25 protein-coding genes and 1 pseudogene are annotated in these 20,502 nt (G+C 63.4%); 12 read left to right on the top strand and 14 right to left on the bottom strand.

Features of this window, described 5'->3' with window-relative positions; all coding sequences use genetic code 11:
* Window positions 1–20: 20 nt before the first annotated feature.
* From ACF8MC_RS06680 to ACF8MC_RS06710, 7 genes are all read right to left on the bottom strand, one after another.
* On the bottom strand, window positions 21–794 hold the full coding sequence (locus tag ACF8MC_RS06680; protein ID WP_033637624.1) for an ABC transporter permease: 774 nt from the start codon (window positions 792–794) through the stop codon (window positions 21–23).
* The gene (locus ACF8MC_RS06685) at window positions 791–1,726 is read right to left on the bottom strand and encodes an ABC transporter ATP-binding protein (protein WP_033637623.1); all 936 of its coding nucleotides are present in this window, start codon (window positions 1,724–1,726) and stop codon (window positions 791–793) included. The genes ACF8MC_RS06680 and ACF8MC_RS06685 overlap by 4 nt, the downstream gene beginning before the upstream one ends.
* Window positions 1,723–2,883 (bottom strand): ABC transporter permease, encoded by a 1,161-nt coding sequence (locus tag ACF8MC_RS06690; RefSeq protein ID WP_164104708.1) that lies wholly within the window; start codon window positions 2,881–2,883, stop codon window positions 1,723–1,725. The genes ACF8MC_RS06685 and ACF8MC_RS06690 overlap by 4 nt, the downstream gene beginning before the upstream one ends.
* Before the next feature lie 61 nt (window positions 2,884–2,944).
* The gene (locus ACF8MC_RS06695; protein WP_033637621.1) at window positions 2,945–3,874 is read right to left on the bottom strand and encodes an ABC transporter substrate-binding protein; all 930 of its coding nucleotides are present in this window, start codon (window positions 3,872–3,874) and stop codon (window positions 2,945–2,947) included.
* Between the two features lie 40 nt (window positions 3,875–3,914).
* A complete protein-coding gene (locus tag ACF8MC_RS06700; protein ID WP_094859701.1) occupies window positions 3,915–4,946 on the bottom strand; it encodes a fatty acid desaturase in 1,032 nt (343 codons plus the stop codon).
* A 154-nt stretch (window positions 4,947–5,100) separates the two neighbouring features.
* Window positions 5,101–5,469: a cell envelope integrity protein TolA gene (locus ACF8MC_RS06705; RefSeq protein ID WP_074027235.1), complete on the bottom strand. Its 369-nt coding sequence runs from the start codon at window positions 5,467–5,469 to the stop codon at window positions 5,101–5,103.
* A 43-nt stretch (window positions 5,470–5,512) separates the two neighbouring features.
* Window positions 5,513–6,424 (bottom strand): LysR substrate-binding domain-containing protein, encoded by a 912-nt coding sequence (locus tag ACF8MC_RS06710; RefSeq protein ID WP_033646934.1) that lies wholly within the window; start codon window positions 6,422–6,424, stop codon window positions 5,513–5,515.
* A 140-nt stretch (window positions 6,425–6,564) separates the two neighbouring features.
* On the opposite strand from ACF8MC_RS06710, the gene ACF8MC_RS06715 reads away from it, so the two are divergent.
* Genes ACF8MC_RS06715 through ACF8MC_RS06725 form a run of 3 tightly spaced genes read left to right on the top strand, consistent with a single transcriptional unit; the run spans window position 6,565 to window position 9,696 of the window.
* Window positions 6,565–7,209, top strand: coding sequence for a hydrolase (locus ACF8MC_RS06715; RefSeq protein WP_033637618.1), 645 nt, complete (start codon window positions 6,565–6,567; stop codon window positions 7,207–7,209).
* 48 nt (window positions 7,210–7,257) lie between these two features.
* Window positions 7,258–7,803, top strand: coding sequence for an antibiotic biosynthesis monooxygenase (locus ACF8MC_RS06720; protein WP_033637617.1), 546 nt, complete (start codon window positions 7,258–7,260; stop codon window positions 7,801–7,803).
* A 21-nt stretch (window positions 7,804–7,824) separates the two neighbouring features.
* Window positions 7,825–9,696 carry an amidohydrolase gene (locus ACF8MC_RS06725; RefSeq protein ID WP_043146952.1) on the top strand — a complete coding sequence of 624 codons (1,872 nt, stop codon included), beginning with the start codon at window positions 7,825–7,827 and terminating at the stop codon, window positions 9,694–9,696.
* Between the two features lie 102 nt (window positions 9,697–9,798).
* Here ACF8MC_RS06725 and ACF8MC_RS06730 read toward each other — a convergent pair whose 3' ends face one another.
* The 3 genes from ACF8MC_RS06730 to ACF8MC_RS06740 all read right to left on the bottom strand — a co-directional run bounded on the left by ACF8MC_RS06730 (window position 9,799) and on the right by ACF8MC_RS06740 (window position 11,973).
* Entirely contained in the window at window positions 9,799–10,929 is a 1,131-nt protein-coding gene (locus ACF8MC_RS06730) for a Gfo/Idh/MocA family protein (RefSeq protein WP_060421385.1), read from the bottom strand.
* 228 nt (window positions 10,930–11,157) lie between these two features.
* A complete protein-coding gene (locus ACF8MC_RS06735) occupies window positions 11,158–11,781 on the bottom strand; it encodes a glutathione S-transferase family protein (RefSeq protein WP_041034066.1) in 624 nt (207 codons plus the stop codon).
* A gap of 9 nt (window positions 11,782–11,790) precedes the next feature.
* Entirely contained in the window at window positions 11,791–11,973 is a 183-nt protein-coding gene (locus tag ACF8MC_RS06740; RefSeq protein ID WP_072265259.1) for a DUF1127 domain-containing protein, read from the bottom strand.
* Between the two features lie 180 nt (window positions 11,974–12,153).
* On the opposite strand from ACF8MC_RS06740, the gene ACF8MC_RS06745 reads away from it, so the two are divergent.
* Entirely contained in the window at window positions 12,154–13,593 is a 1,440-nt protein-coding gene (locus ACF8MC_RS06745; RefSeq protein ID WP_041034065.1) for a PLP-dependent aminotransferase family protein, read from the top strand.
* Here the strand turns inward: ACF8MC_RS06745 and ACF8MC_RS06750 are convergent.
* A complete protein-coding gene (locus ACF8MC_RS06750; protein WP_033646950.1) occupies window positions 13,581–14,003 on the bottom strand; it encodes an NUDIX hydrolase in 423 nt (140 codons plus the stop codon). The genes ACF8MC_RS06745 and ACF8MC_RS06750 overlap by 13 nt on opposite strands.
* Window positions 14,004–14,105: 102 nt before the next feature.
* Between ACF8MC_RS06750 and sseA the strand changes: the two genes are divergently transcribed.
* A complete protein-coding gene (gene sseA / locus ACF8MC_RS06755) occupies window positions 14,106–14,951 on the top strand; it encodes a 3-mercaptopyruvate sulfurtransferase (protein ID WP_033653435.1) in 846 nt (281 codons plus the stop codon).
* Here the strand turns inward: sseA and ACF8MC_RS06760 are convergent.
* The gene (locus ACF8MC_RS06760; RefSeq protein ID WP_033637609.1) at window positions 14,948–15,817 is read right to left on the bottom strand and encodes a LysR substrate-binding domain-containing protein; all 870 of its coding nucleotides are present in this window, start codon (window positions 15,815–15,817) and stop codon (window positions 14,948–14,950) included. The two genes, sseA and ACF8MC_RS06760, sit on opposite strands and share 4 nt — an antisense overlap.
* 124 nt (window positions 15,818–15,941) lie before the next feature.
* Here ACF8MC_RS06760 and ACF8MC_RS06765 point away from each other — a divergent pair.
* The 5 genes and pseudogenes from ACF8MC_RS06765 to ACF8MC_RS06785 all read left to right on the top strand — a co-directional run.
* Window positions 15,942–16,082: pseudogene (locus ACF8MC_RS06765) on the top strand (DUF4865 domain-containing protein); the annotation flags it as partial.
* Window positions 16,083–16,158: 76 nt separating this feature from the next.
* On the top strand, window positions 16,159–17,394 hold the full coding sequence (locus ACF8MC_RS06770) for an FAD-dependent oxidoreductase (protein WP_033653437.1): 1,236 nt from the start codon (window positions 16,159–16,161) through the stop codon (window positions 17,392–17,394).
* A 68-nt stretch (window positions 17,395–17,462) separates the two neighbouring features.
* On the top strand, window positions 17,463–17,723 hold the full coding sequence (locus ACF8MC_RS06775; RefSeq protein ID WP_033637606.1) for a type II toxin-antitoxin system Phd/YefM family antitoxin: 261 nt from the start codon (window positions 17,463–17,465) through the stop codon (window positions 17,721–17,723).
* Between the two features lies 1 nt (window position 17,724).
* Window positions 17,725–18,030 carry a type II toxin-antitoxin system RelE/ParE family toxin gene (locus ACF8MC_RS06780; protein ID WP_033637605.1) on the top strand — a complete coding sequence of 102 codons (306 nt, stop codon included), beginning with the start codon at window positions 17,725–17,727 and terminating at the stop codon, window positions 18,028–18,030.
* 24 nt (window positions 18,031–18,054) lie between these two features.
* Entirely contained in the window at window positions 18,055–18,567 is a 513-nt protein-coding gene (locus ACF8MC_RS06785) for a GNAT family N-acetyltransferase (RefSeq protein ID WP_043146939.1), read from the top strand.
* A 22-nt stretch (window positions 18,568–18,589) separates the two neighbouring features.
* On the opposite strand, the gene ACF8MC_RS06790 is transcribed toward ACF8MC_RS06785, so the two are convergent.
* Entirely contained in the window at window positions 18,590–19,102 is a 513-nt protein-coding gene (locus tag ACF8MC_RS06790; RefSeq protein WP_060429738.1) for a DUF2165 family protein, read from the bottom strand.
* Window positions 19,103–19,237: 135 nt separating this feature from the next.
* Between ACF8MC_RS06790 and ACF8MC_RS06795 the strand changes: the two genes are divergently transcribed.
* Window positions 19,238–19,501 (top strand): type II toxin-antitoxin system ParD family antitoxin, encoded by a 264-nt coding sequence (locus ACF8MC_RS06795; RefSeq protein WP_164104707.1) that lies wholly within the window; start codon window positions 19,238–19,240, stop codon window positions 19,499–19,501.
* Window positions 19,486–19,785 (top strand): type II toxin-antitoxin system RelE/ParE family toxin, encoded by a 300-nt coding sequence (locus ACF8MC_RS06800; protein WP_164104706.1) that lies wholly within the window; start codon window positions 19,486–19,488, stop codon window positions 19,783–19,785. Before ACF8MC_RS06795 ends, ACF8MC_RS06800 begins: the two co-directional genes overlap by 16 nt.
* A gap of 7 nt (window positions 19,786–19,792) precedes the next feature.
* Here ACF8MC_RS06800 and urtE read toward each other — a convergent pair whose 3' ends face one another.
* Complete coding sequence (urtE, locus tag ACF8MC_RS06805) at window positions 19,793–20,491, bottom strand: urea ABC transporter ATP-binding subunit UrtE (protein ID WP_033653440.1); 699 nt, start codon at window positions 20,489–20,491, stop codon at window positions 19,793–19,795.
* Window positions 20,492–20,502: the final 11 nt, after the last annotated feature.

Consider the following 20,502-nt stretch of genomic DNA (forward strand, 5'->3'; position numbering starts at 1 on the left):
ACACCTGCATCATTTCCCCCTTACCCCGCCGGAGTGGTCGCCAGCGTCTGCTGACGCCAGGCGGTGAGATAACGCACCCAACGTTCGAACAGCATATCGGTGATAATAGCCAACAATGCCACCACCGCCGCGCCCTGGATCACATAGGCGGTGTTAAAGCCGCTCAGACCGATGATGATCGGCGAGCCGAGCGTCTTGGTGCCGACGGTGGAAGCGATGGCCGCCGTGCCGATGTTGATGATCACCGACGTGCGGATCCCGGCGACGATCACCGGCGCCGCCAGCGGCAATTCGACCCGCCACAGAATTTGCCAGGCGCTCATCCCCACGCCGCGGGCAATCTCGCGCGTGGCGGGCGGCACCGATTCAATGCCCGCCAGCGTGCCCTGCAGGATCGGCAGCAGGCCGTACAGCACCAACGCAATGATCGCCGGCTGTTCGCTGAAGCCCATCACCGGCACCGCTACCGCCAGCACCGCTACCGGCGGGAAGGTCTGCCCCACCGCCACCACCGTTTCCACCAGCGAACGAAACTCCCGGCCGCTGCGCCGGGTTACCGCCACGCCGGCCGCTACGCCGAGAGCCACCGCGATCAGGCTGGAGATTGCCACCAGCGACAGATGCGCCCCCACCAGCGCGATAAAGCTGTCCTGCTGATAAATGGGCCGCTCCAGATCGGGGAACCAGGCGGCAAACAGGCCGCGCAGATGATCCATGCCGAACACCAGCGCCAACAGCAGCGCCAGCGTCCAGGGCAGCGGATCGCGCAGCAGGCGCCAGATGCGCCCGCTCATGACAGCGCCTGCCCGGCGATCAGATCGTTGAAGTGCAAGACCCCCAACGCTTCGCCCCGTTCATCCACCACCGGCAGGCAGTCGCTGCCGCGCGCCACAAACACCGACAGCGCCTCGCGCAGGCTCATGGCGGCGGCGATCGGTTCGCCCTCGGCGGCGCCGGGCCGCACTCGCTCCGCCACCGTTCCCAGCGACAGCAGCTTGATGCCGCGATCGCTGCGCCCGAAGAAGTCCCGCACGAAGTCATTGGCCGGCGCGGTCAGCAGCGCCAGCGGCGTGCCCTGTTGCACCACCCGCCCCTGATCGAGCAGCACCAGGCGATCCGCCAAGCCCAGCGCCTCGTCGATGTCGTGCGTCACCAACACGATAGTGCGGCCGGAGAGCTGATGGATGCGCGCGATCTCCGCCTGCAACGCCGCGCGGGTGACCGGATCCAGCGCGCCGAACGGTTCGTCCATCAGCAACACCTCGGGATCGGCGGCCAGCGCGCGCGCCACCCCTACCCGTTGCTGCTGCCCGCCGGACAGCTGATGCGGATAGCGACGGCGAAACAGATCCGGCTCCAGATGCAACAGCTCCAGCAGTTCGGTTACCCGATCGCGAATGCGCGCGCGCGGCCATTTCAGCAGCTGTGGCACGGTGGCGATGTTTTCCTCCACCGTCCAGTGCGGAAACAGGCCGATCGATTGGATCGCATAGCCCATGCGCCGCCGCAGATCCTGCGGTTTGAACGACTGGATCTCTTCGCCGGCAAAGAGAATCTTGCCCCGATCGTGCTCGATCAGGCGATTGATCATTTTTAACGTCGTGGACTTGCCGGAACCCGAGGTGCCGATCAACACGGTGAATTCGCCCTCGGCGATATGCAGCGTGAGATCGTCTACCGCCGGCTTGCCCTGAAAAATTTTGCTGACTTGCTCAAAGTGAATCATCGGCGCGATACGTCCAGGATTGAAACCCAAAATTTAAACAGCGAATCGACGATGACCGCCATCATGACCACCGGGATCACCCCCAGCAGAACCAGATCCAGCGCGCTGCTGAGCAGCCCCTGAAAGACGATGGCGCCAAAGCCGCCGGCGCCGATCAGCGCCGCCACCACCGCCATGCCGACGGTTTGCACCGCCAGAATGCGCACGCCGGTCAGGAACAGCGGCAGCGCCAACGGCAGCTGCACGCGCAGGAAGATCTGCCCGCGCGTCAGCCCCATGCCGGTGGCGGATTCGATCACCCCCGCCGGCACGCTTTGCAGCCCCGCTACCACGCTGCGCACCAGCGGCAACAATGCGTACAGCACCAGCGCCACGATCGCCGGCGCCATGCCGATGCCGCTGACGCCGTGTTCCGCCAGCCAGGGCACCGCCGTCGCCAGCCCCGCCAACGGCGCGATCAGCAGGCCAAACAGCGCAATGGACGGCACGGTCTGGATAATGTTCAGCGCGGAGAAAATCGGCCGCTGCCAGCGCTCGGAGCGAAAACACAGCACCCCGAGCGGCACGCCGATCGCCAGCGCCGGCGCCATCGTCGCCAGCAGAATGGTCAGGTGCTGCAACAGCGCGGCGTCAAACACCTCCTGGCGATTGTGGTACTCCTTCAGCAGCGACAGCTGATCGAGCTGATGCCCGAACAGCAGCAGCGCCGGCGGCACCAGCACCAGCGCGTTGCCCAGCATGCGCCACAGGTGCGACGCGGTGATGCGCGCCATGGCGTCGGCGGCGATCAGCAGGCTCAGCGCCATCGTCAGCCAGCATCCGCTGCCCCAGGAGGTGCGCGCCAGGCGCGATCCCTCCTGCGCCAGACGCCCGGCGGCCTGCCCGCTGATCCAGAAGGCCAGCGTCAGCACCCCGCAGGCGGCCAGCGCCGCCAGCAGCGCCCGTCCCCGCGTCGGCGGCAACAGGCTGAGGATCGCCAATGCCGCCAGCGGCAACAGCAGCCACAGCGCCGGGCCGTGCAGCAGGGATAACAAGGAGAGGCTTTTGCCCGACAACAGGCGATTGCGGGCATAACTGAGGAACGGCAGGCCGAACGCGGCCAGCAGCAACAGCATGAACAGCGTCAACAAGACGCGATGTTTTACGGCGATAGTCAAAGAAACGCTCCGGTTCCCTCGGTTTACCCCCTCTCCCGACGGCAGAGGGGGCACCTCGGCATTATCCCTTAACAAACCCTTTCTCTTTCAGGTAAGCGGCCGCCACCTGTTTGGCGTCCTGGCCTTCCACGGCGATCTGCGCGTTGAGTTTTTGCAGCGTCGGCCCGTCCAGCGAGGCGAACACCGGCTTCAGCAGCTCAGGCAGATTGGCGTGCGCCTTCAGGGCCGCTTCGCGCACGATCGGCGCCGGCGCGTAGATCGGCTGTACGCCTTTCGGATCCGCCAGCGTCTGCAGCCCCAGCGCCGCCACCGGGCCATCGGTGCCGTAGGCCATCGCCGCGTTGACGCCGGAGGTCTGCTCCGCCGCCGCCTTGATGGTCACCGCCGTATCGCCGCCGGCCAGGGACAGCAGCTGATCCTGATTCAGCTTGAAGCCGTAGGCATTCTGGAACGCCGGCAGCGCATCCGGCCGCTCGATAAATTCCGCCGAGGCCGCCAGCTTGAACTTGCCGCCGCCGTTGATCCACTTGCCGAGATCCGACAGCGTCTTCAGGTGATTGGCCTCCGCCACGTCCTGGCGAATGGCGATGGTCCAGGTGTTGTTGGCCGGCGCCGCGTCCAACCAGACGATTTTGTTTTTGTCGTAGTCGAGTTGCTTCACCTTCTCGAAACCGGCCTGGGCGTTCTTCCACGCCGGATCTTTCTCATCGGAGAAGAAAAACGCGCCGTTGCCGGTGTATTCCGGGTAGATGTCGATCTCGCCGGAGGTGATGGCGCCGCGCAGCACCTTGGTGGTGCCGAGCTGCAGCTTGTTGGTGGTCTGGATGCCGTTGGCTTCCAGCACCTGCACGATGATGTTGCCGAGCAGCGAACCTTCGGTGTCGATCTTGGAGCCGACGCGCACCGAGTCGGCCGCCTGCGCCAGACCGCCGGTGGCCAGCAGGGCCAGCGCGACGGCAAAGGAACGTCCGCGTGATAAGGTGATTGCCATACTTTTCCTCTGGTTATACGTTTTCCGGCTCATGGGCCGGTTAGGTTGGAAAATCCTGAGAAACGCGCTTCCAGCGCGCAATAAATTTTTCCGTCGGCAGGGCATCGCCCTCCCCCTGCGGTTCACCGGCGCGCAACGGATGCACACCGACGTCGATCGGCGTCAGGGCGTAATCGCGCAGCCACTCGCCGTAGCCTTGCGCGACAAATCCCTGGCTGCGGCGCTGGTACGCCTCACGCTCCGCCAGATAGACTTCGCGCAAACCATACCAGGGCAGGCCGGGCAGATCGTGATGCACTAAATGGTAGTTCAGATTGAGAAACAGCAGCCGCCACGGCCAACCCGCCTCATTAATAATAGAACGTGCCTGCGGAGCGTCCACGGCGCGATGCTCAAAAAACGATCTTACCTTGGTCAGCGCCAGCGCCGGGTAGCTGATGGCCAGCAGGTAAAACGCCGCGCCGATACCCTGCGCCTGCAGCCAGTCGAGCAGCATCGCCAACAGCGACAGGTGCACCAACCACCTCGCCCAGGCGCGCCACTCCCCGGCGGCAAGCGCTTTCACCGCCCCGGCCAGGGTCGCGGCGATATCCAGCGCCGGGCCAAGGAGCACCCGGCCTATCAGCGTATTGCGCACGGCGGCCAGCAGCGGCAGCAACCGGGGATAGCGCCGCCACTGCGCGGCGCTAAAGTAATAGCTTTCGGGATCTTCGTGCGGATCGGTCAGGTGGTCGTTGCGGTGGTGGCGCAGATGCGAATCGCGATACAGCCCGTAGGGATACCACACCGCCAGCGGCAACAGGCCGAACAGCTGATTGACGCGCGGCCAGCGCGTCGGATGGCCGTGGATCAGCTCGTGCTGCAACGACATGTACCAGGTGGTCAGCAGGATCAGCAGCGGCGCGCCAAGCCACGGGCCCAGCGTTTGCCACCCCAGCGCCACGCCGAACCAGCCGCCGTACACCGCCGCCATGATCCCCCAGGTGGGCAGCTCCAGCCGCCAATGCCGGCGCCGATAAAGCTGCCTGATTCGTTCGCGCTGTTCGGGGTGTAAATAGTGGGCGTGGGACATGCTGCGGCTCGCGGTAAGAGATTTTCTCCCAGTATCCGTGAGCCGTAGCGTCATTCAAAATAACGAAAATGGCAAAGCTAAGTGAAAATTCAGCGGGTTGCGTACGCGTAAAAGCGAAAAAACGGGCCGCGCAGGCGGCCCGTCGGTCACATCTTCAGGGAACGAAATCGAGCACCACGGCGTTGAACAGCGCATACTCGGTGGCGTTGGCCATCGGCGGAAACTGCGCGCGCTGCACCGCCGCGCTCGCCGCTGCGCACAGTGGCGCGTCGCCTCTTACGATCTTGCTGCTCGCCAGCTTGCCGTCCGGCAGCAGCCGAATGCTGATGGTGCAGCGTTGGCCGCGCGCGCGTTCAGGCAAACGCAGCTCGCGGCTCACCGCGTTATGCACCCGCACCGGATAGCTGAGCGGCGCCGTGGCCTGCGCCTCGGCCTGCGGCTGCGGCAACGGGATGCCGGCCTGACGCCCGGCGCCGCAGCCGCTTAACAGCAACAGCGCCAACAGGCCTAGTGTCTTTTTCATTCCCTATATCCTTATTGGGTTGTTAATCCTTATATGACGGCGATCACTGCGCCGCCGGGTAAGCCTCGCCGTCATCCGCGTAACGCTGCAGCCGCTCGCGCCACCACTTGGCCGCCAGACCGCTGGCGCTTTCCCGCCAGCCGAAATAGGCAACGTCGCTGCAGCGCTCAGATTCAACGCGTTTCGCCACCAGTTCGCCGCTGTTCAGGTAAGGTTCCGCCAGAGAACGCGGCAGATAGCCGCAGCCCAGCCCGGCCAACTGCGCCTGCAGCTTGGCGTCGAAGCCGAAGACCGTCAGCGTATCCTGTTCTTCCAGCAGGTTCAGGCTCTGCGGCGCGTTGACCCGCGAGGTATCGCGCACCACCACCGCCCGGTGCTGACGGATCTCATCTTTCGGCAACGGTTCCGGCAGCGCCGCCAGCGGATGCTGTGGCGCGACGGCGAACACGTAATCCAGCTGCCCCAGGCGGCTGAACGCATAACCCACCCGCGACGGCGGCTCGCAGATGGCGCCGATGATAATGTCGGCGCAGCCGTAAACCAGCGATTCCCAGGAGCCGGCCAGCACCTCGTGGCTGAAACGCAGCCGGGTATGATGATGCTGCCGATAGAACTCGTCGATCAGCGGCAACAGGCGGGCAAACGGGAAGGAGGCGTCGATCCCGAGCGTGATCTCGCTTTCCCAACCGTTCTCCACGTAGCGCGCCTGCTGCTCCAGATCCTGCGCCGCCCGCAGCAGCACCCGCCCTTTTTCCAGCATCAACTTACCGGTATCGGTGAACTTCGCCCGGTGGCCGGAGCGATCCAGCAGGGTGATGTCGAGATCGTTCTCCAGCTTTTGCACCATATAGCTGAGTGCCGAAGGGGTTTTAAACAGTGCGGCGGCCGCGGCGGCGAAAGATCCGTGCCGGTCCAGCGCGTCCAAAATCAGCAGCGCTTCCAGGTTTAATCTCATGCTTTCTCCCGTGTATAAAAAAACTCAACAAGTCGGCAAAAATTCTGCGGTATCTTTGAAATCGCCCTCTGCCTACCATGCGTTTTATCGGCGTTACACTCATCAGATGTTCAACCGAAATATCACTGGGAAGGTAAATTATGTCCAAGTTTCAACTGCTTGATAAAGACAACTCCGCACTGATTTTTATCGACCATCAACCGCAAATGGCCTTCGGCGTGGCTAATATTGATCGTCAGCAACTGAAAAACAACGTTGTTGGTTTGGCGAAGGCGGGCAAGATTTTCAACGTGCCAACCCTTTTCACCTCGGTAGAAACCGAAAGCTTCAGCGGCTATATCTGGCCGGAACTGCTGGCGGTACACCCTGAAATCACCCCGATTGAACGCACCTCGATGAACTCCTGGGAAGACGCGGCCTTCGTTAAAGCCGTGGAAGCCACAGGCCGCAAAAAGCTGGTGATCTCCGCGCTGTGGACCGAAGTGTGCCTGACCTTCCCGGCGCTGATGGCGCTGGAAGCCGGCTATGAAGTGTATGTGGTGACCGACACCTCCGGCGGCACCTCCGTCGATGCGCACGAGCGTTCGATCGATCGCATGGTGCAGGCCGGCGCCGTGCCGGTGACCTGGCAGCAGGTGCTGCTGGAGTACCAGCGCGACTGGGCGCGCAAAGACACCTACGACGCGGTGATGGCGCTGGTGCGCGAGCACAGCGGCGCGTACGGCATGGGCGTCGACTACGCTTACACCATGGTGCACCACGCACCGGCCCGCACGCTGAAATAATTCCCCTTGCCCCGGCCCCGCGCCGGGGTATTTTCAGGAGTCGGTTTTATGGCCCATCCGCAGCATGTCACGCTGGTGATCACCCACCGTTTGGCGCCGGGGAACGAGCAGGCCTATGAGGCCTGGCTGAACCGCATCATGCCCGACGCCGCGGGCTTCACCGGCCATTTGGGCGTCAACGTGATTCGCCCTTCCGGCGACGAGCAGGCCTATACGGTGCTGGTCCGCTTCGACAACCTCGACAATCTGTACCGCTGGATCCACTCGCCGCTGCGCAAGCAATACATCGAAGAAGTCACCCCGCTGTTGCTGGAGAGCGACCATATCGAGATCCGCCCCGGCGCGGAGTTCTGGTTTACCCCGCCCAGCCCCGGCGTGCGCCAGCCGCCCCAGTGGAAGCAGTTCATCATCACCCTGCTGGTGATCTTCCCTTCCACCAATCTGGTGCCCTGGTTTTGGGGGCTGGCGCTGCCGCAGCTGAACGGCACGCTGCTCGGCCATTTTCTCAATGACGCCACCGTGGTCGCCCTGGTGGTGTACCTGTGGATGCCTATCGTGACCCGCGTTTTTCATCAATGGCTGACCCGCCGCTAGGCGGTTCGCCGGGAGAATGTTATGAACCACCACGCTTCATTGATCATCACCAACGGCAAGTTTCACACTGTCGATCGCCAAAATCCCACCGCACAGGCGGTCGCCATCCGCGACGGCAAATTTCTGGCGGTCGGCAGCGAAAGCGAAGTCATGCAGCACGCCGGGCCGGAAACCCAGGTGATCGACCTGCACGGCCACACCGCCATTCCGGGCCTGAACGACTCGCACCTGCACCTAATCCGCGGCGGCCTGAACTATAACCTGGAGCTGCGCTGGGAAGGCGTGCCTTCGCTGGCCGACGCGCTGCGCATGTTGAAAGAACAGGCGCTGCGCACACCGAGCCCGCAATGGGTGCGGGTGGTCGGCGGTTGGACCGAATTCCAGTTCGCCGAGCGCCGCATGCCGACGCTCGACGAAATCAACCAGGCGGCGCCGGACACGCCGGTGTTCATTCTGCACCTCTACGATCGCGCGCTGCTCAACCGCGCGGCGCTGAAGGTGGTCGGCTACACCAAAGACACGCCGAACCCGCCGGGCGGCGAGATCCAGCGCGACGCCAACGGCAACCCGACCGGCATGCTGATCGCCAAGCCCAACGCCATGATCCTGTACGCCACGCTGGCGAAAGGGCCGAAGCTGCCGCTGGAGCAGCAGGTCAACTCCACCCGCCAGTTTATGCGCGAGCTGAACCGTCTGGGCCTCACCAGCGCCATCGACGCCGGCGGCGGCTTCCAGAACTACCCGGAGGATTATCAGGTGATCGCCGAGCTGCACGAGAAAAAGCAGCTGACCATTCGCATCGCCTATAACCTGTTCACCCAGCGGCCGAAGCAGGAGCTGGAAGACTTCGAGCTGTGGACCGACATGCTCAAGCCGGGCCAGGGCACCGACTTTTATCGCCACAACGGCGCCGGCGAGATGCTGGTGTTCTCCGCCGCCGACTTCGAAGACTTCCTGCAGCCGCGCCCGGATCTGCCGCCGGGCACCGAGGACGAGCTGGAGCGGGTGGTGCGCCATCTGGTCGAGCACCGCTGGCCGTTCCGCCTGCACGCCACCTATGACGAATCCATCAGCCGCATGCTGGACGTGTTCGAGAAGGTGAACCGCGACATTCCGTTCAACGGGCTGCACTGGCTGTTCGACCACGCCGAAACCATTACCGAACGCAATATCGAACGGGTCAAGGCATTGGGCGGCGGCATTGCGGTGCAGCACCGCATGGCATTCCAGGGCGAATATTTCGCCGAGCGCTACGGCATCGAAGCCACCAAACATACGCCGCCGGTGGCGAAAATGCTGGCGGCCGAGCTGCCGGTCGGGCTGGGCACCGACGCCACCCGCGTCGCCAGCTACAACCCGTGGACAGCGCTGTACTGGCTGGTCTCCGGCCGCACCGTCGGCGGCATGGCGATGTACGACGACAGCGCGCGGCTGGATCGCGAAACGGCGCTGATGCTGTGGACGCAAGGCAGCGCCTGGTTCTCCACCGAGCAGGGCAAGAAAGGCCAGATCAAGGTCGGCCAGCTGGCGGATGTGGCGGTGCTGTCGCAGGACTATTTCAGCGTGCCGGAAGAGCAGATCAAAGGCATTGAGTCGGTAATGACGGTGGTGGACGGCAAGGTGGTCTACGCCGCCGGCAGCTTCTCGCCGCTGGCGCCGCCGCCGCTGCCGGTGCTGCCGGAGTGGTCGCCGGTCACCCAGGTGCCGGGCCACTACCGTTCTGCGCCGCCGTCGGCGGCGGCCAAAGTCGGCGTGCTGAGCCAGGCGCACCAATGCTGCGGCCCGTGCGGCGTACACGCGCACCAGCATGACATCGCGCGCCGCTCCAGCATCCCGGTGTCGGATGAAAACGCCTTCTGGGGCGCGTTCGGCTGTTCGTGCTTCTCGTTCTAAGTTGCCAGGCAAACAACTTATTATGCAACTAGCTTAATAAGATATTAAGTTATTAACATGACAAACTAATGGCGCTGTCCACGGGAGAGCGCCATTTCATTTTCAATCGCGGTTGATCTCCAGCCAGCGCCGCTGCTCGGCAGAGGCGGCTATCGCATCCAGCACGCAAGACACCTTCCAGCCTTCTTCAAAGTCCGGCCACATGCGATCGCCCGCGGCGATGCCGTTGACCAGATCGCGGATCTCCACCGTCTTCTGATCGTTAAAGCCGATGCCGTGCCCGGCGCTGATGCAGAACGCCGCGTAGTCCGGGTGCTTCGGCCCTACCAACAGCGTTTTGAACCCTTGCCGCTCCGCCGGCTCATCGTGCCGATACAGCTTCAGCTCCGCCATCCGTTCCTGGGTATAGCTCAGCGTGCCCTTGGTGCCGGTGACCACATAGGTCAGCCCCATCTTGCGCCCGCAGGCGATGCGCGAGGTTTCAAGAGTGCCCATCGCCCCGCCGGCGAAGCGCAGCAGCGCGCCGGCCTGATCTTCGTTTTCCACCGGCAGCAGGCGCGCCGGGTCTTGCGGGTCCGGGCGCTGTTTGATCACCGTTTGCATATCGCCACAGACCGCCACGATGTCGCCCACCAGGTAGTGCGCCATGTTGACGATGTGCGCCGCCAGATCCCCCAGCGCGCCCAGCCCGGCGCTGGCGCGGCGGCAGTGCCAGTCGAGCGGCGTGCGCGGGTCGGCCAGATAATCCTCATTGTGGGTGCCGTAAAAATGCACCACCTCGCCGATTTCACCGTTGGCGATGATCTCGCGCGCCAGCTGGCTGGTCGGGTTCTTCATGTAGTTGAAACCGACCAGCGTTTTCACGCCCTTGGCGCGGGCGGCCTGCACCATCTCCGCCGCGTCGGCGGCGTCCAGCGCCAGCGGCTTTTCCGAATACACGTGCTTGCCGTGGCGGATCGCTTCCAGCGCCATCTCTTTGTGCAAGAAGTTGGGCGCGCAGATGTCCACCACGTCGATCGCCGGATCGGCCACCAGCTGCCGCCAATCGCCGGTCGAGCGCGCAAAGCCGAACTCGGTTGCGCGCTGCGCCGCCAGCTCGGGCGTCACTTCCGCCAGCATCTCCAGCACCAGCTCCCCTTTCAGAGGAAAGACCGTGGCGGCCTGCGCATAGGCGATGGCGTGACAACGCCCGATATAGCCGGTGCCGATTAACCCAACGCGTACCTGTTTCATCATTTTCTCCCGTGATCGAAATCCTGTGTAGAACCAGGCGCCGCTCAATGAAACGCGCTGGCTGATAACAGGTTTATATGGAATTTAAATTTCAACAACAAGAAAAAAGGAAAATAAAGTTCACATTCGTGATGCCGTTCATGAAACATTGACGGGATGATGCAACGGGGAAAGCCCGGACACGGCTTGCCGTATCCGGACGAGGTAAAATGAACCGTTTATTTCATATCAAGGTAAACCGTTGGCGCCGTGCTGCACGTAGCCAGGGCGTTGCAGCAGGCGCTGCTGATAGGCCGCCAGCGCCGCATAATTCGGCCGCTCGAACGGCGTCATCAGCCAGCGATTCAGCGACAGCCCCAGCACCACGTCCGCCAGCGTGAAGGCCGCGCCGGCGGCATAAGGGCCGTGCTGCGCCAAATGCTTGTCCAGCAGCCCCATCAGCCGATTCCACTCACGCTCGGCGGCGGCCAGGCTGGCGGCATCCTGATAATCCGCATGCCCGCGCACCCGCGACATGAACACATAGCGCCAGGCGCCGTTCAGATCGGTGGCCTGCCAGTCCATCCACATCTCCACCGCCGCGCGCGCGCCGGGTTCCTGCGGCAGCAGATCGCGGCGCCCTTCCCGTCCGGCCAGGTAGCGGCAGATGGTGTTCGACTCCCACAGCACCCGCTCGCCGTCGATCAGCACCGGCACCAGGCCGTTGGGATTCAGCGCCAGAAACGTCGGCTCCTGCGTGGAGCGAAAGCCGCTGCCCCAGTCCTCCCGCGCCAGCGGCAACCCCAGCTCCTGGCAGGTCCACAATACCTTGCGCACGTTGATCGATGAGGCTTTGCCCAATAATTTCAGCATTCGCTTTCCTTACCCTCTCCAGAACGGTTTATCGCCTTCGCGCCGCGCATCCGCCCGCGTCAGGCCGATATCCGCCAATTGCCTGTCGTTCAGCAGCAGTAACTCTCTGCGCGTACTGCGGCGCAACAAATACCAACGCCAGCGTGACCAGCCTACCCGTCGCCGCGTCGTCATGCCATCAAACAGTGCCATGTTGTTATTCTCCCTGCTGTTTTTGCGTTGCAGTCATCATGCTCGCCGGGAGAAAAACAATACAGATTCACGCTGGCGCTATTTTTTTCATACAGCTGCGCCAAAAAAACCGCTGAATGGTTTACTTTGAAAGCATCTGTACCGGTTTTTTAATCCTGCATCCCGATAAGAGGCCTCTGTATGACACGCTACGCCACTCTGGCCGCCATTCTCAGCCAACGCATTCAGCAAGGGCTGTATCCCGCCGGCCATCGCCTGCCTTCGGTGCGCGCGCTGAGCCAGGAGCACGGCGTCAGCATCAGCACGGTGCAGCAAGCCTACCGGCTGCTGGAAGAACAGCGCCTGGTGGAGGCGCGGCCGAAGTCGGGCTACTTCGTGCATACGCGGCGCGCGCAGGCCGAGCTGCCCGCCATGACGGCGCCGGTGCAGCGGCCGGTGGACATTTCGCAATGGGAGCAGGTGCTGGAGCTGGTGCGCAGCCGGCCGCGCGAGGGCCTGATCCAGCTGGGGCGCGGCATGCCGGATATCGCCGAGCCGACGATGAAACCGCTGATCGTCGCCCTGCGCAACGCCGCCCGCCACGGCGATCTGCGCAGCCTGTATTACGACAGCATTCAGGGCGTGGCCGCGCTGCGCGAGCAGGTCGCCCGCCTGCTGCTGGATTCCGGCTGCCAAATCGGCCCCGATCAGTTGCTGATCACCACCGGCTGCCAGGAAGCGATCTCCGCCGGGCTGCGCGCCGTTTGCCAACCCGGCGACATCGTGGCGGTCGATTCGCCCTGCTTCCACGGCACCATGCAGACGCTGAAGGGCCTGGGCATCAAGGCGCTGGAAATCCCCACCGATCCGCTCACCGGCGTCAGCCTGGCGGCGCTGGAGATGGCGCTGGAACAGTGGCCGATCAAAGCGATTCTGCTGACGCCCAACTGCAACAATCCGCTGGGCTACATCATGCCCGACGCCCACAAACAGCGGTTGCTGACGCTGGCGCAGCGCCACGACGCGGCGATCATCGAGGACGACGTCTACGGCGACATCGCCTATCACTACCCGCGGCCGCGCACCATCAAGTCGTTCGACGAAGACGGCCGCGTGCTGCTGTGCAGCTCGTTTTCCAAAACGCTGGCGCCGGGGCTGCGGGTGGGCTGGATCGCGCCCGGCCGCTACCTGGAACGGGTGCTGCACATGAAGTTCATCGGCTCCGGCGCCACCGCCACCCAGCCGCAGCTGGCGATCGCCGAATTCATCCGCGGCGGGCACTATCTGCAGCACCTGCGGCGCATGCGCGCCCGCTACCAGCAGAACCGCGACCGCATGACCGACCTTATCCTGAAACACTTCCCGGCCGGCACCCGCGTCAGCCGGCCGCGCGGCGGCTTTATGCTGTGGATCGAACTGGACGAGGCGTTCGACACCCTGCGGCTGAACCGCCATCTCGAGCAGCAGGGCGTGCAGATCGCCGTCGGCAGCATCTTTTCCGCCGCCGGCAAATACCGCAACTGCCTGCGCATCAACTATGCGCCGAAGCTGACGGCGGAGATCGAACAGGCGGTGCAGCGGGTCGGCGCCACCATCCTGGCACTGATGCCGAGCGGCGTGCTGCAACCTCAGGCGGACTGAAGCCAATACTCCGCCACCCGGCGGCGCAGATGACCGATGCCCTGCGGGTGATGAATAAACTGCTCTACCGGCATCATTCGCCAGCGCTGCCCTTCATCGCCAAAGCGAATGGCGGCGATCTGCGCCGGGGTGATCACCCCGGCCATAAACCAGGTCGGCGGGTAGCCGGGCTGAATACCGTCGTAACGCCGCTGCCAGACAACCTGGCGTTCGGCGAGCAACACCCCGAACTCTTCCTGCGTTTCCCGCAGCACGCACTGCAGCGGCGTCTCGCCGTTTTCCCGCCCGCCGCCGGGCAGATCCCACATCCCGGGCCACGGAATGCCCGGCTTGTCGTCCCGTTGGTAAACCAGCAGGCGGCCGTCGCACAGCAGCGCGATCTTGGCCCCGCCAAACGCCCGATCCGTCATGTTTTCCGTCTCCCGCCCATACCGTTGCCTGAACATCATACTCCATCCCGGCACGGCCTGGTGTATAGTGAAAATCCGTTTTCACAACAGGCGAACAATACGATGAATTCTCCGTTTCTGGTGACCCCTCAATGGCTTGCGCAACATATCAACGATGAAAATCTGGTGGTGATCGACGTCCGGATGTCGCCGGTGGGGCTGACGCCGAAGAAAGATATGCTTGCCGAGTTCGAACGCGGCCATATCCCCGGCGCGGTCTATTTCGATATCGACGAGGTGGCGGACAAAAGCACCGCGCTGCCGCATATGCTGCCGACAGCGGCGGAATTCGCCGCGGCGGCGGGCCAATTGGGCATCAGCGAACGCGATACCCTGGTGATTTACGACGAGGGCAACCAGTTCTCCGCGCCGCGCGGCTGGTGGACTTTCCGCAATTTCGGCGCCGAGCGCGTTTACGTGCTGGACGAAGGGCTGAACGGCTGGACCGCGCAGGGCCAGGCGCTGGCAACCGGCCCGGCGCAGCCTGCCCCGCAGACGTTCAACGCCCGGTTCAACGCCGACGCGGTGGTGGATATGCGGCAAGTGGAGCAGGCGTTAGGCACGCCGGTGCAAATTCTCGACGCGCGCGCCGCGCCGCGCTTTTATGCCGAAGCGCCGGAGCCGCGCCCCGGCCTGCACCGCGGCCATATTCCCGGCAGCATCAACATTCCGTACGGCGAGCTGCTGGAAAACGGCCGCTTCAAATCGCTGGAGGCGCTGCGCCAAACCTTCAACGACAAGGGGGTGGATATCAACGGCCCGATCATCACCAGCTGCGGCTCCGGCGTGACGGCGGCGGTGCTGGCGTTCGGCCTGCTGTCGCTCGGCGCGCCGCAGGTCAAGCTGTATGACGGCGCCTGGAGCGAATGGGGCCAGCTGAGCGGCAAGCAGCCGATCGCCCAAGATTAAGTTTCGATCCGCTCGACCACGATCTGCGCCAGCCGCTGCACGGCGGCCGAAGGCTGATCCTCGGCGCGGTGCAGCACCACGCCGAGCTGGCCGAGAGCGGGCAGCAGATCGGGGGCCAGCGGCGCCAGGCCAGGCGGCAAACCCGCCGCCGTGCGCACCGTGACGCCCAATCCGGCGCTCACCGCCGCCCACACGCCGTTCAGGCTGCGGCTGGTAAAGGCGATGCGCCAGGGTATGCCGGCGCGATCCAGCGCCTGCGTCGCCGCGCTGCGCATCAGGCAAGGCGCGTCAAACATCACCAACGGCAACGGCTCGTCCCCTTCTCGCCAGGGCGCCAGCGCGAAGCCGGGCGAGGCGATCCAGTGCAGTTGCCGCTGCCCCAGCGCCAGATGAAACGGCGTGCTCAAACCGCCATCCCACGCCAGCGACAGATCCAGTTGACCTTTCAGCACCCAGTCGATCAGCTCGGCATTGCGCGCGATGCGCGCCTCGATGCGCACTTTCGGATTGGCGCGCGCGAAGCTGCCCAATACCTGCGGCAGAAACGTCTCGCCGAAATCCTCCTGCAGCCCCAGCCGCACCGTGCCCTGCAAATCCAACCCGCGCACCGCGGCGGCGGCTTCGTCATTGAGCTCCAGCAGGCGGCGCGCGTAACCGAGCAGCGTTTCCCCCGCCTCGGTCATCACCATGCCGCGCCCGGCCTTGCGCAGGATCGGCGCGCCGACCTGCTGTTCCAGCTTTTTCAGGTGAGCGCTGACCGCCGACGTCGAACGCCCCAGCCGTTCAGCCGCCTTGGCGAAGCTGCCCAGCTCGACGCCGGTGACGAAGCTGCGCAAATCCTCGAGATCGAACGTTATTCGCCTCATGCTGACCATCCTGATTTTCTGAACCATCGATAAAAATAATACCGATTTTACTGATAAAGATGGCGTGTCACGCTCTCCCGGTCAACGTCTTTGCGGAGAATCCTTATGCTCGCGATGCACGCAGCCCGCCAAGTGGCGGTTAGTGCGGCTGGATTTATGGCGTGAACCGCCGCAGGCGCAGCCGCACAACGGCCAGCTGTTCCGCGTCGGCCATCTGTCCGTCCCCTTTGACCACACTGCGCCGCGGGTTGACAGCCAAACTTGATATTGATAATCATTATCAACACTAAACATTCACTTGCGGCTCGCGGGATGCGGGCCGCTCTCCAGGGTCAACCGCCATGTCGTCATCACCGATCACACCTTACGCCACCACCTGCTGCATCGTGGGGGGCGGCCCCGCCGGGCTGATGCTCGGCTATCTGCTGGCGCGGGCGGGGATCGACGTGACGGTGCTGGAGAAGCACGCCGACTTCCTGCGCGATTTTCGCGGTGACACCATTCACCCGTCGACGCTGGAAGTCATGCACCAGCTGGGCCTGCTCGACGAACTGCTGGCGCTGCCACACCAGCGCGCCGAATCCCTGCACGCCGAAGTCGCCGGGCGCGACATTAAGCTGGCGGATTTCACTCGCCTGCCGACGCGCTGCAAATTTATCGCCTTTATGCCGCAGTGGGAGTTCCTCAACTTTTTGGCGCAGCAGGCCGCCGCGTTCCCCCATTTCAGGCTGCTCACCTCGACGCAGGTTCATAAGCTGCTCTACGACCGCAGCCAGGTATGCGGCGTGCTGGCCGACACGCCGGAAGGCCCGATCCGCGTACGCAGCCAGCTGGTGATCGGCACCGACGGCCGCAACTCGGTGGTGCGCGAGCAGGCGGCGCTCAGCAGCCGCTCCTTCGGCGCCCCGCGCGACGTCTTGTGGATGAAACTCAGCAAGCAGCCGGGCGATCCGGCCTGGTCGATGGGCCATACCGGGCCGAAGCAGAACTTCATCATGATCGATCGCGGCGACTACTGGCAGTGCGGCTACTCGATCGATAAAGGCAGCTTCGACGCGATCCGCCGCAGCGGTCTGGAGAAATTTTTGCTGCACCTCGCCGAGGTGGCGCCATTCCAGGACGATCGCCTGCAGGAGATCGTCGAGTGGGATCAGGTGAAGCTGCTGAGCATCCGCATCGATCGTCTGGATCGCTGGGCCAAACCGGGAGTGCTGTGCATCGGCGACGCCGCGCACGCCATGTCGCCGATCGGCGGCGTGGGCGTCAACCTGGCGATTCAGGACGCGGTGGCCGCCGCCAACGCCCTGATCCCACCGCTGCGCCAGCATCGGCTGCAGCTGAAGCATCTGCTGAGCGTGCAGCGCCGGCGCGAATTCCCCACCCGGGCCATCCAGTTTTTGCAGATCAAAATGAGCCAGCGCAAGCCGGGCGAACGCCGCGCGGCGGGCGGTTCGCGCCTGATCGCCCGCGTCGGCAACAGCCGCTGGCTGCCGCGCCTGTTCGGCCGCATCATCGGCCTGGGTTTTCGCCGCGAAACGCCGCGGCATCTGTCCAACGAAACCTGCCCGCCGGAATAACATTGGTGCTTTTTTCATCGCACCGTATAATGGTTAAATCGAACGATTTAATTAACTGGAGCGATTAAATGTACGCACTCAGCGCGAACGAGGCCAAAACCCAATTCGGCGATTTGCTGCTCAAGGCGCAGCGCGAACCGGTGCAAATCAATCGCAACGGCAAACCGGTCGCCGTCGTCATGTCGGTAGAAGACTACCAGGCGCTGGAAGATCTCAAACTACGCGCGCTGCAGCAAAAAATCGCGCAGGCTACCGCCGAGGAAGACGCCGGTAAGGCGGTAGACGGTGATGCCTTCTTCAACCGTCTGCTCACCGATGAAACCGACTGATATGCCCGCGTTTCGCCTCACCCCGCAAGCCCAACAAGATCTGCTGGCTATTCGCCATTTCACCGTCGAGCACTGGGGCCAAACGCAATCTCGCCGCTATCTTGAGCAGTTGAGAGAGATCATGCATCATCTGGCGGACATGCCGGAAGCGGGTAAAGCCCACTTTCACGATCTGGGCGAAGAGATACGCAGTTTTCCTTACGCCAGCCATAGGATCTACTACCGCAGCCGCCCTGCCGGCATCACCGTTCTTGCCATTTTGCATCAGGCGATGGTACCCCACCGGCATCTGGAACAACGGCTGTAACTTTTCTTACTCAAAGGGGCACTGATGTTCACCGTCCGTCAGGCATTGCTGGAAGATTTAACTCAGGTGCGCGATATCGGCATCCGCACCTATCGCGCGCACTTCGGTGAGCTGTGGCGCTACCCGCACGAGCTGGAGGCCTTTCTGGCCGAGGATTTTGCCGTCTCCGCGCTGGAACGGACGCTGCGCGATCCCGACGTGTGCTGGCTGTTGGCCTATGAGGATGACGCCCTGGTCGGCTATGCGCGGCTCAACGTCGACAGCTTGCTGGCGCCAACGCAAACCCGCGGCGCAGAGCTGCAGAAAATCTATTTCCTGCCGGGCCATGCCGGCAACGGCTATGGCCAGCGCCTGTTCGAACAGGTGCAGCAGCGGGCCATCGAGCGCCGGCAGAAGACGCTGTGGCTGGAGGTGCTGCAACGCAACACCGGCGCCCAACGCTTTTATCAGCGCCAGGGATTGAGCATTTGTGGCGAGACCTGCTACACCAGCGCCCAGGGCTCGATAGGCATCTGGTATATGAGCAAGGCGCTGTAACCGCGCCCCGCTCCGCCTTCGTTTAGCGCGGCTCCCGCTGCAGCATCAGGAACAGCAAGGCAAACGCATTGGGCGCCAGGTAGATCAGCGCCCCCAGCTGCACCGCCAGCGGATCCTGCTTGGCCTGCCAGGCCATAAACCAGTCGCCGGCGACCACCATAAAGCCGACGCCCCACACCGCGATCGCGCAAAGCGCCCCCAGCATCGCCCAGATTTTGCCCTTGACGAAGGCGGCGTAAGGGCCTTTAAATCGCCCGATCATCAGCACCACGCCTGCGGCCGCGAATAGGCCGGCCAGCGTTTCCAGCGTGGTGATGACAGCCAACCCCAACATACAGGCCCAGTCGGCGCCGATCGCGCGCCACATCAACCCCGGTGTCTGATAGGTATCCTGCATGGCGAGCAGCGGACCCACCGCATTACGCGCGGTGCCGGCGAAATCCGCCGTATTGTTCAACAGGCTGAACAGCCCCCACAGGGCCGGAAACAGGGACAGGACGATGCAGCCGAGGCGTGACACAGTGATTTCGTTCATGGGTTATCCTTAATTAATAAACTTGCGGCTTCCACCATCATGGCGGTGCCGCAGTCGAGATCCTGAGAGTTTGACGTGCACAATGTAAGAACTAATCTTACAATTACGCAGCATAGCCGAAAGTGAGGAGGAATAATGGGCAGAACATTAACGGTAGATCTGGGTGACGAACTGCGTAGCTTCGTCGAAGACCTGGTGGCCAGCGGCGATTACCGCACGCCCAGCGAAGTCATCCGCGAATCCGTGCGCACTTTGCGCGAACGTACCGCCGCCTCAAAACTGGAAGAGCTTAGGCGCCTGATTGCCGAAGGAGAGAACAGCGGCGAAGCCGTCGAATGGGATCGTGATGTGTTTATGGAAAGAATACGGAGCAAAGCAAACGGATGCGCAGGAAAGTAACCGTCCGCCCAAAAGCCTTGGACGATATGGAAGAGATCTATTTTTACGGATTGGCGCACTTTGGCTTACAGGTGGCCGAAGATTATCTGCGCCACCTGCATCAGGCTTTCGATAACCTTAGCCACCACCAACTCGGCAGAAACATCGATGCAATCGGCCCCGGCCTATGGGTATTGCCCGTCGCCAACCACCTGATTTATTTTCGTCAGCACAGGCGGGAGGTGAATATCATCAGAGTGCTGCATCATTCCCGAGATCCGCTCAGCCGATCCTTTTTCAGCTGATCCAACGTCAAATCGCCACCAGCCCGCGTACGCCGTCCTGTTCCATATTGCTGCCGGCGCCGCGCTGCACGATGCTGCCGCGCGACATCACCAGATAGCTGTCCGCCAGGTCGGCGGCAAAGTCATAGAACTGCTCCACCAGCAGGATCGCCATATCGCCCTTCGCCGCCAGCTGTTTGATCACCGCGCCGATCTCCTTGATCACCGAAGGCTGGATCCCTTCCGTCGGCTCGTCGAGGATCAGCAGCTGCGGCCGGCAGGCCAGCGCCCGGCCGATCGCCAGCTGCTGCTGCTGCCCGCCGGAGAGATCGCCGCCGCGCCGATCCTTCATTTGCCGCAGCACCGGAAACAGTTCATAGATCGGATCCGGCACCGTGCGCGCGGCGGCACCGGAAAAGCGCGCCAGCCCCATCAGCAAATTTTCCTCCACCGTCAGGCGCGGGAAAATCTCCCGCCCCTGCGGCACATAGGCGATGCCCGCCCGCACCCGCTGATGCGGCTTTTTACCGGTGATGGTTTCGCCCTGCCAACGCACGCTGCCGCTGCGCGCCGGGACCAATCCCATCAGGCATTTCAGCAGCGTGGTCTTGCCCACGCCGTTGCGCCCCAGCAAGCAGGTCACCTCGCCAATGCGCGCCTCGAACGACAGGCCGCGCAGAATGTGGCTGCCGCCGTAATATTGATTCAATTCCTCTACCTGCAGCATGATTACGCCTC

This window comes from Serratia sp. LACPHL-BACT-2024-00286 (genome assembly GCF_043109535.1).
Lineage (GTDB): Bacteria > Pseudomonadota > Gammaproteobacteria > Enterobacterales > Enterobacteriaceae > Serratia > Serratia sarumanii.

What these genes read in the sequence shown, in the direction of transcription:
- ACF8MC_RS06680 (WP_033637624.1), bottom strand. Translation starts at nt 794, where the DNA reads ATGAGCGGGCGCATCTGGCGCCTGCTGCGCGATCCGCTGCCCTGGACG.
- ACF8MC_RS06685 (WP_033637623.1), bottom strand. Translation starts at nt 1,726, where the DNA reads ATGATTCACTTTGAGCAAGTCAGCAAAATTTTTCAGGGCAAGCCGGCG.
- ACF8MC_RS06695 (WP_033637621.1), bottom strand. Translation starts at nt 3,874, where the DNA reads ATGGCAATCACCTTATCACGCGGACGTTCCTTTGCCGTCGCGCTGGCC.
- ACF8MC_RS06700 (WP_094859701.1), bottom strand. Translation starts at nt 4,946, where the DNA reads ATGTCCCACGCCCACTATTTACACCCCGAACAGCGCGAACGAATCAGG.
- ACF8MC_RS06705 (WP_074027235.1), bottom strand. Translation starts at nt 5,469, where the DNA reads ATGAAAAAGACACTAGGCCTGTTGGCGCTGTTGCTGTTAAGCGGCTGC.
- ACF8MC_RS06710 (WP_033646934.1), bottom strand. Translation starts at nt 6,424, where the DNA reads ATGAGATTAAACCTGGAAGCGCTGCTGATTTTGGACGCGCTGGACCGG.
- ACF8MC_RS06715 (WP_033637618.1), top strand. Translation starts at nt 6,565, where the DNA reads ATGTCCAAGTTTCAACTGCTTGATAAAGACAACTCCGCACTGATTTTT.
- ACF8MC_RS06720 (WP_033637617.1), top strand. Translation starts at nt 7,258, where the DNA reads ATGGCCCATCCGCAGCATGTCACGCTGGTGATCACCCACCGTTTGGCG.
- ACF8MC_RS06725 (WP_043146952.1), top strand. Translation starts at nt 7,825, where the DNA reads ATGAACCACCACGCTTCATTGATCATCACCAACGGCAAGTTTCACACT.
- ACF8MC_RS06730 (WP_060421385.1), bottom strand. Translation starts at nt 10,929, where the DNA reads ATGAAACAGGTACGCGTTGGGTTAATCGGCACCGGCTATATCGGGCGT.
- ACF8MC_RS06735 (WP_041034066.1), bottom strand. Translation starts at nt 11,781, where the DNA reads ATGCTGAAATTATTGGGCAAAGCCTCATCGATCAACGTGCGCAAGGTA.
- ACF8MC_RS06740 (WP_072265259.1), bottom strand. Translation starts at nt 11,973, where the DNA reads ATGGCACTGTTTGATGGCATGACGACGCGGCGACGGGTAGGCTGGTCA.
- ACF8MC_RS06745 (WP_041034065.1), top strand. Translation starts at nt 12,154, where the DNA reads ATGACACGCTACGCCACTCTGGCCGCCATTCTCAGCCAACGCATTCAG.
- ACF8MC_RS06750 (WP_033646950.1), bottom strand. Translation starts at nt 14,003, where the DNA reads ATGACGGATCGGGCGTTTGGCGGGGCCAAGATCGCGCTGCTGTGCGAC.
- sseA (WP_033653435.1), top strand. Translation starts at nt 14,106, where the DNA reads ATGAATTCTCCGTTTCTGGTGACCCCTCAATGGCTTGCGCAACATATC.
- ACF8MC_RS06760 (WP_033637609.1), bottom strand. Translation starts at nt 15,817, where the DNA reads ATGAGGCGAATAACGTTCGATCTCGAGGATTTGCGCAGCTTCGTCACC.
- ACF8MC_RS06770 (WP_033653437.1), top strand. Translation starts at nt 16,159, where the DNA reads ATGTCGTCATCACCGATCACACCTTACGCCACCACCTGCTGCATCGTG.
- ACF8MC_RS06775 (WP_033637606.1), top strand. Translation starts at nt 17,463, where the DNA reads ATGTACGCACTCAGCGCGAACGAGGCCAAAACCCAATTCGGCGATTTG.
- ACF8MC_RS06780 (WP_033637605.1), top strand. Translation starts at nt 17,725, where the DNA reads ATGCCCGCGTTTCGCCTCACCCCGCAAGCCCAACAAGATCTGCTGGCT.
- ACF8MC_RS06785 (WP_043146939.1), top strand. Translation starts at nt 18,055, where the DNA reads ATGTTCACCGTCCGTCAGGCATTGCTGGAAGATTTAACTCAGGTGCGC.
- ACF8MC_RS06790 (WP_060429738.1), bottom strand. Translation starts at nt 19,102, where the DNA reads ATGAACGAAATCACTGTGTCACGCCTCGGCTGCATCGTCCTGTCCCTG.
- ACF8MC_RS06795 (WP_164104707.1), top strand. Translation starts at nt 19,238, where the DNA reads ATGGGCAGAACATTAACGGTAGATCTGGGTGACGAACTGCGTAGCTTC.
- ACF8MC_RS06800 (WP_164104706.1), top strand. Translation starts at nt 19,486, where the DNA reads ATGCGCAGGAAAGTAACCGTCCGCCCAAAAGCCTTGGACGATATGGAA.
- urtE (WP_033653440.1), bottom strand. Translation starts at nt 20,491, where the DNA reads ATGCTGCAGGTAGAGGAATTGAATCAATATTACGGCGGCAGCCACATT.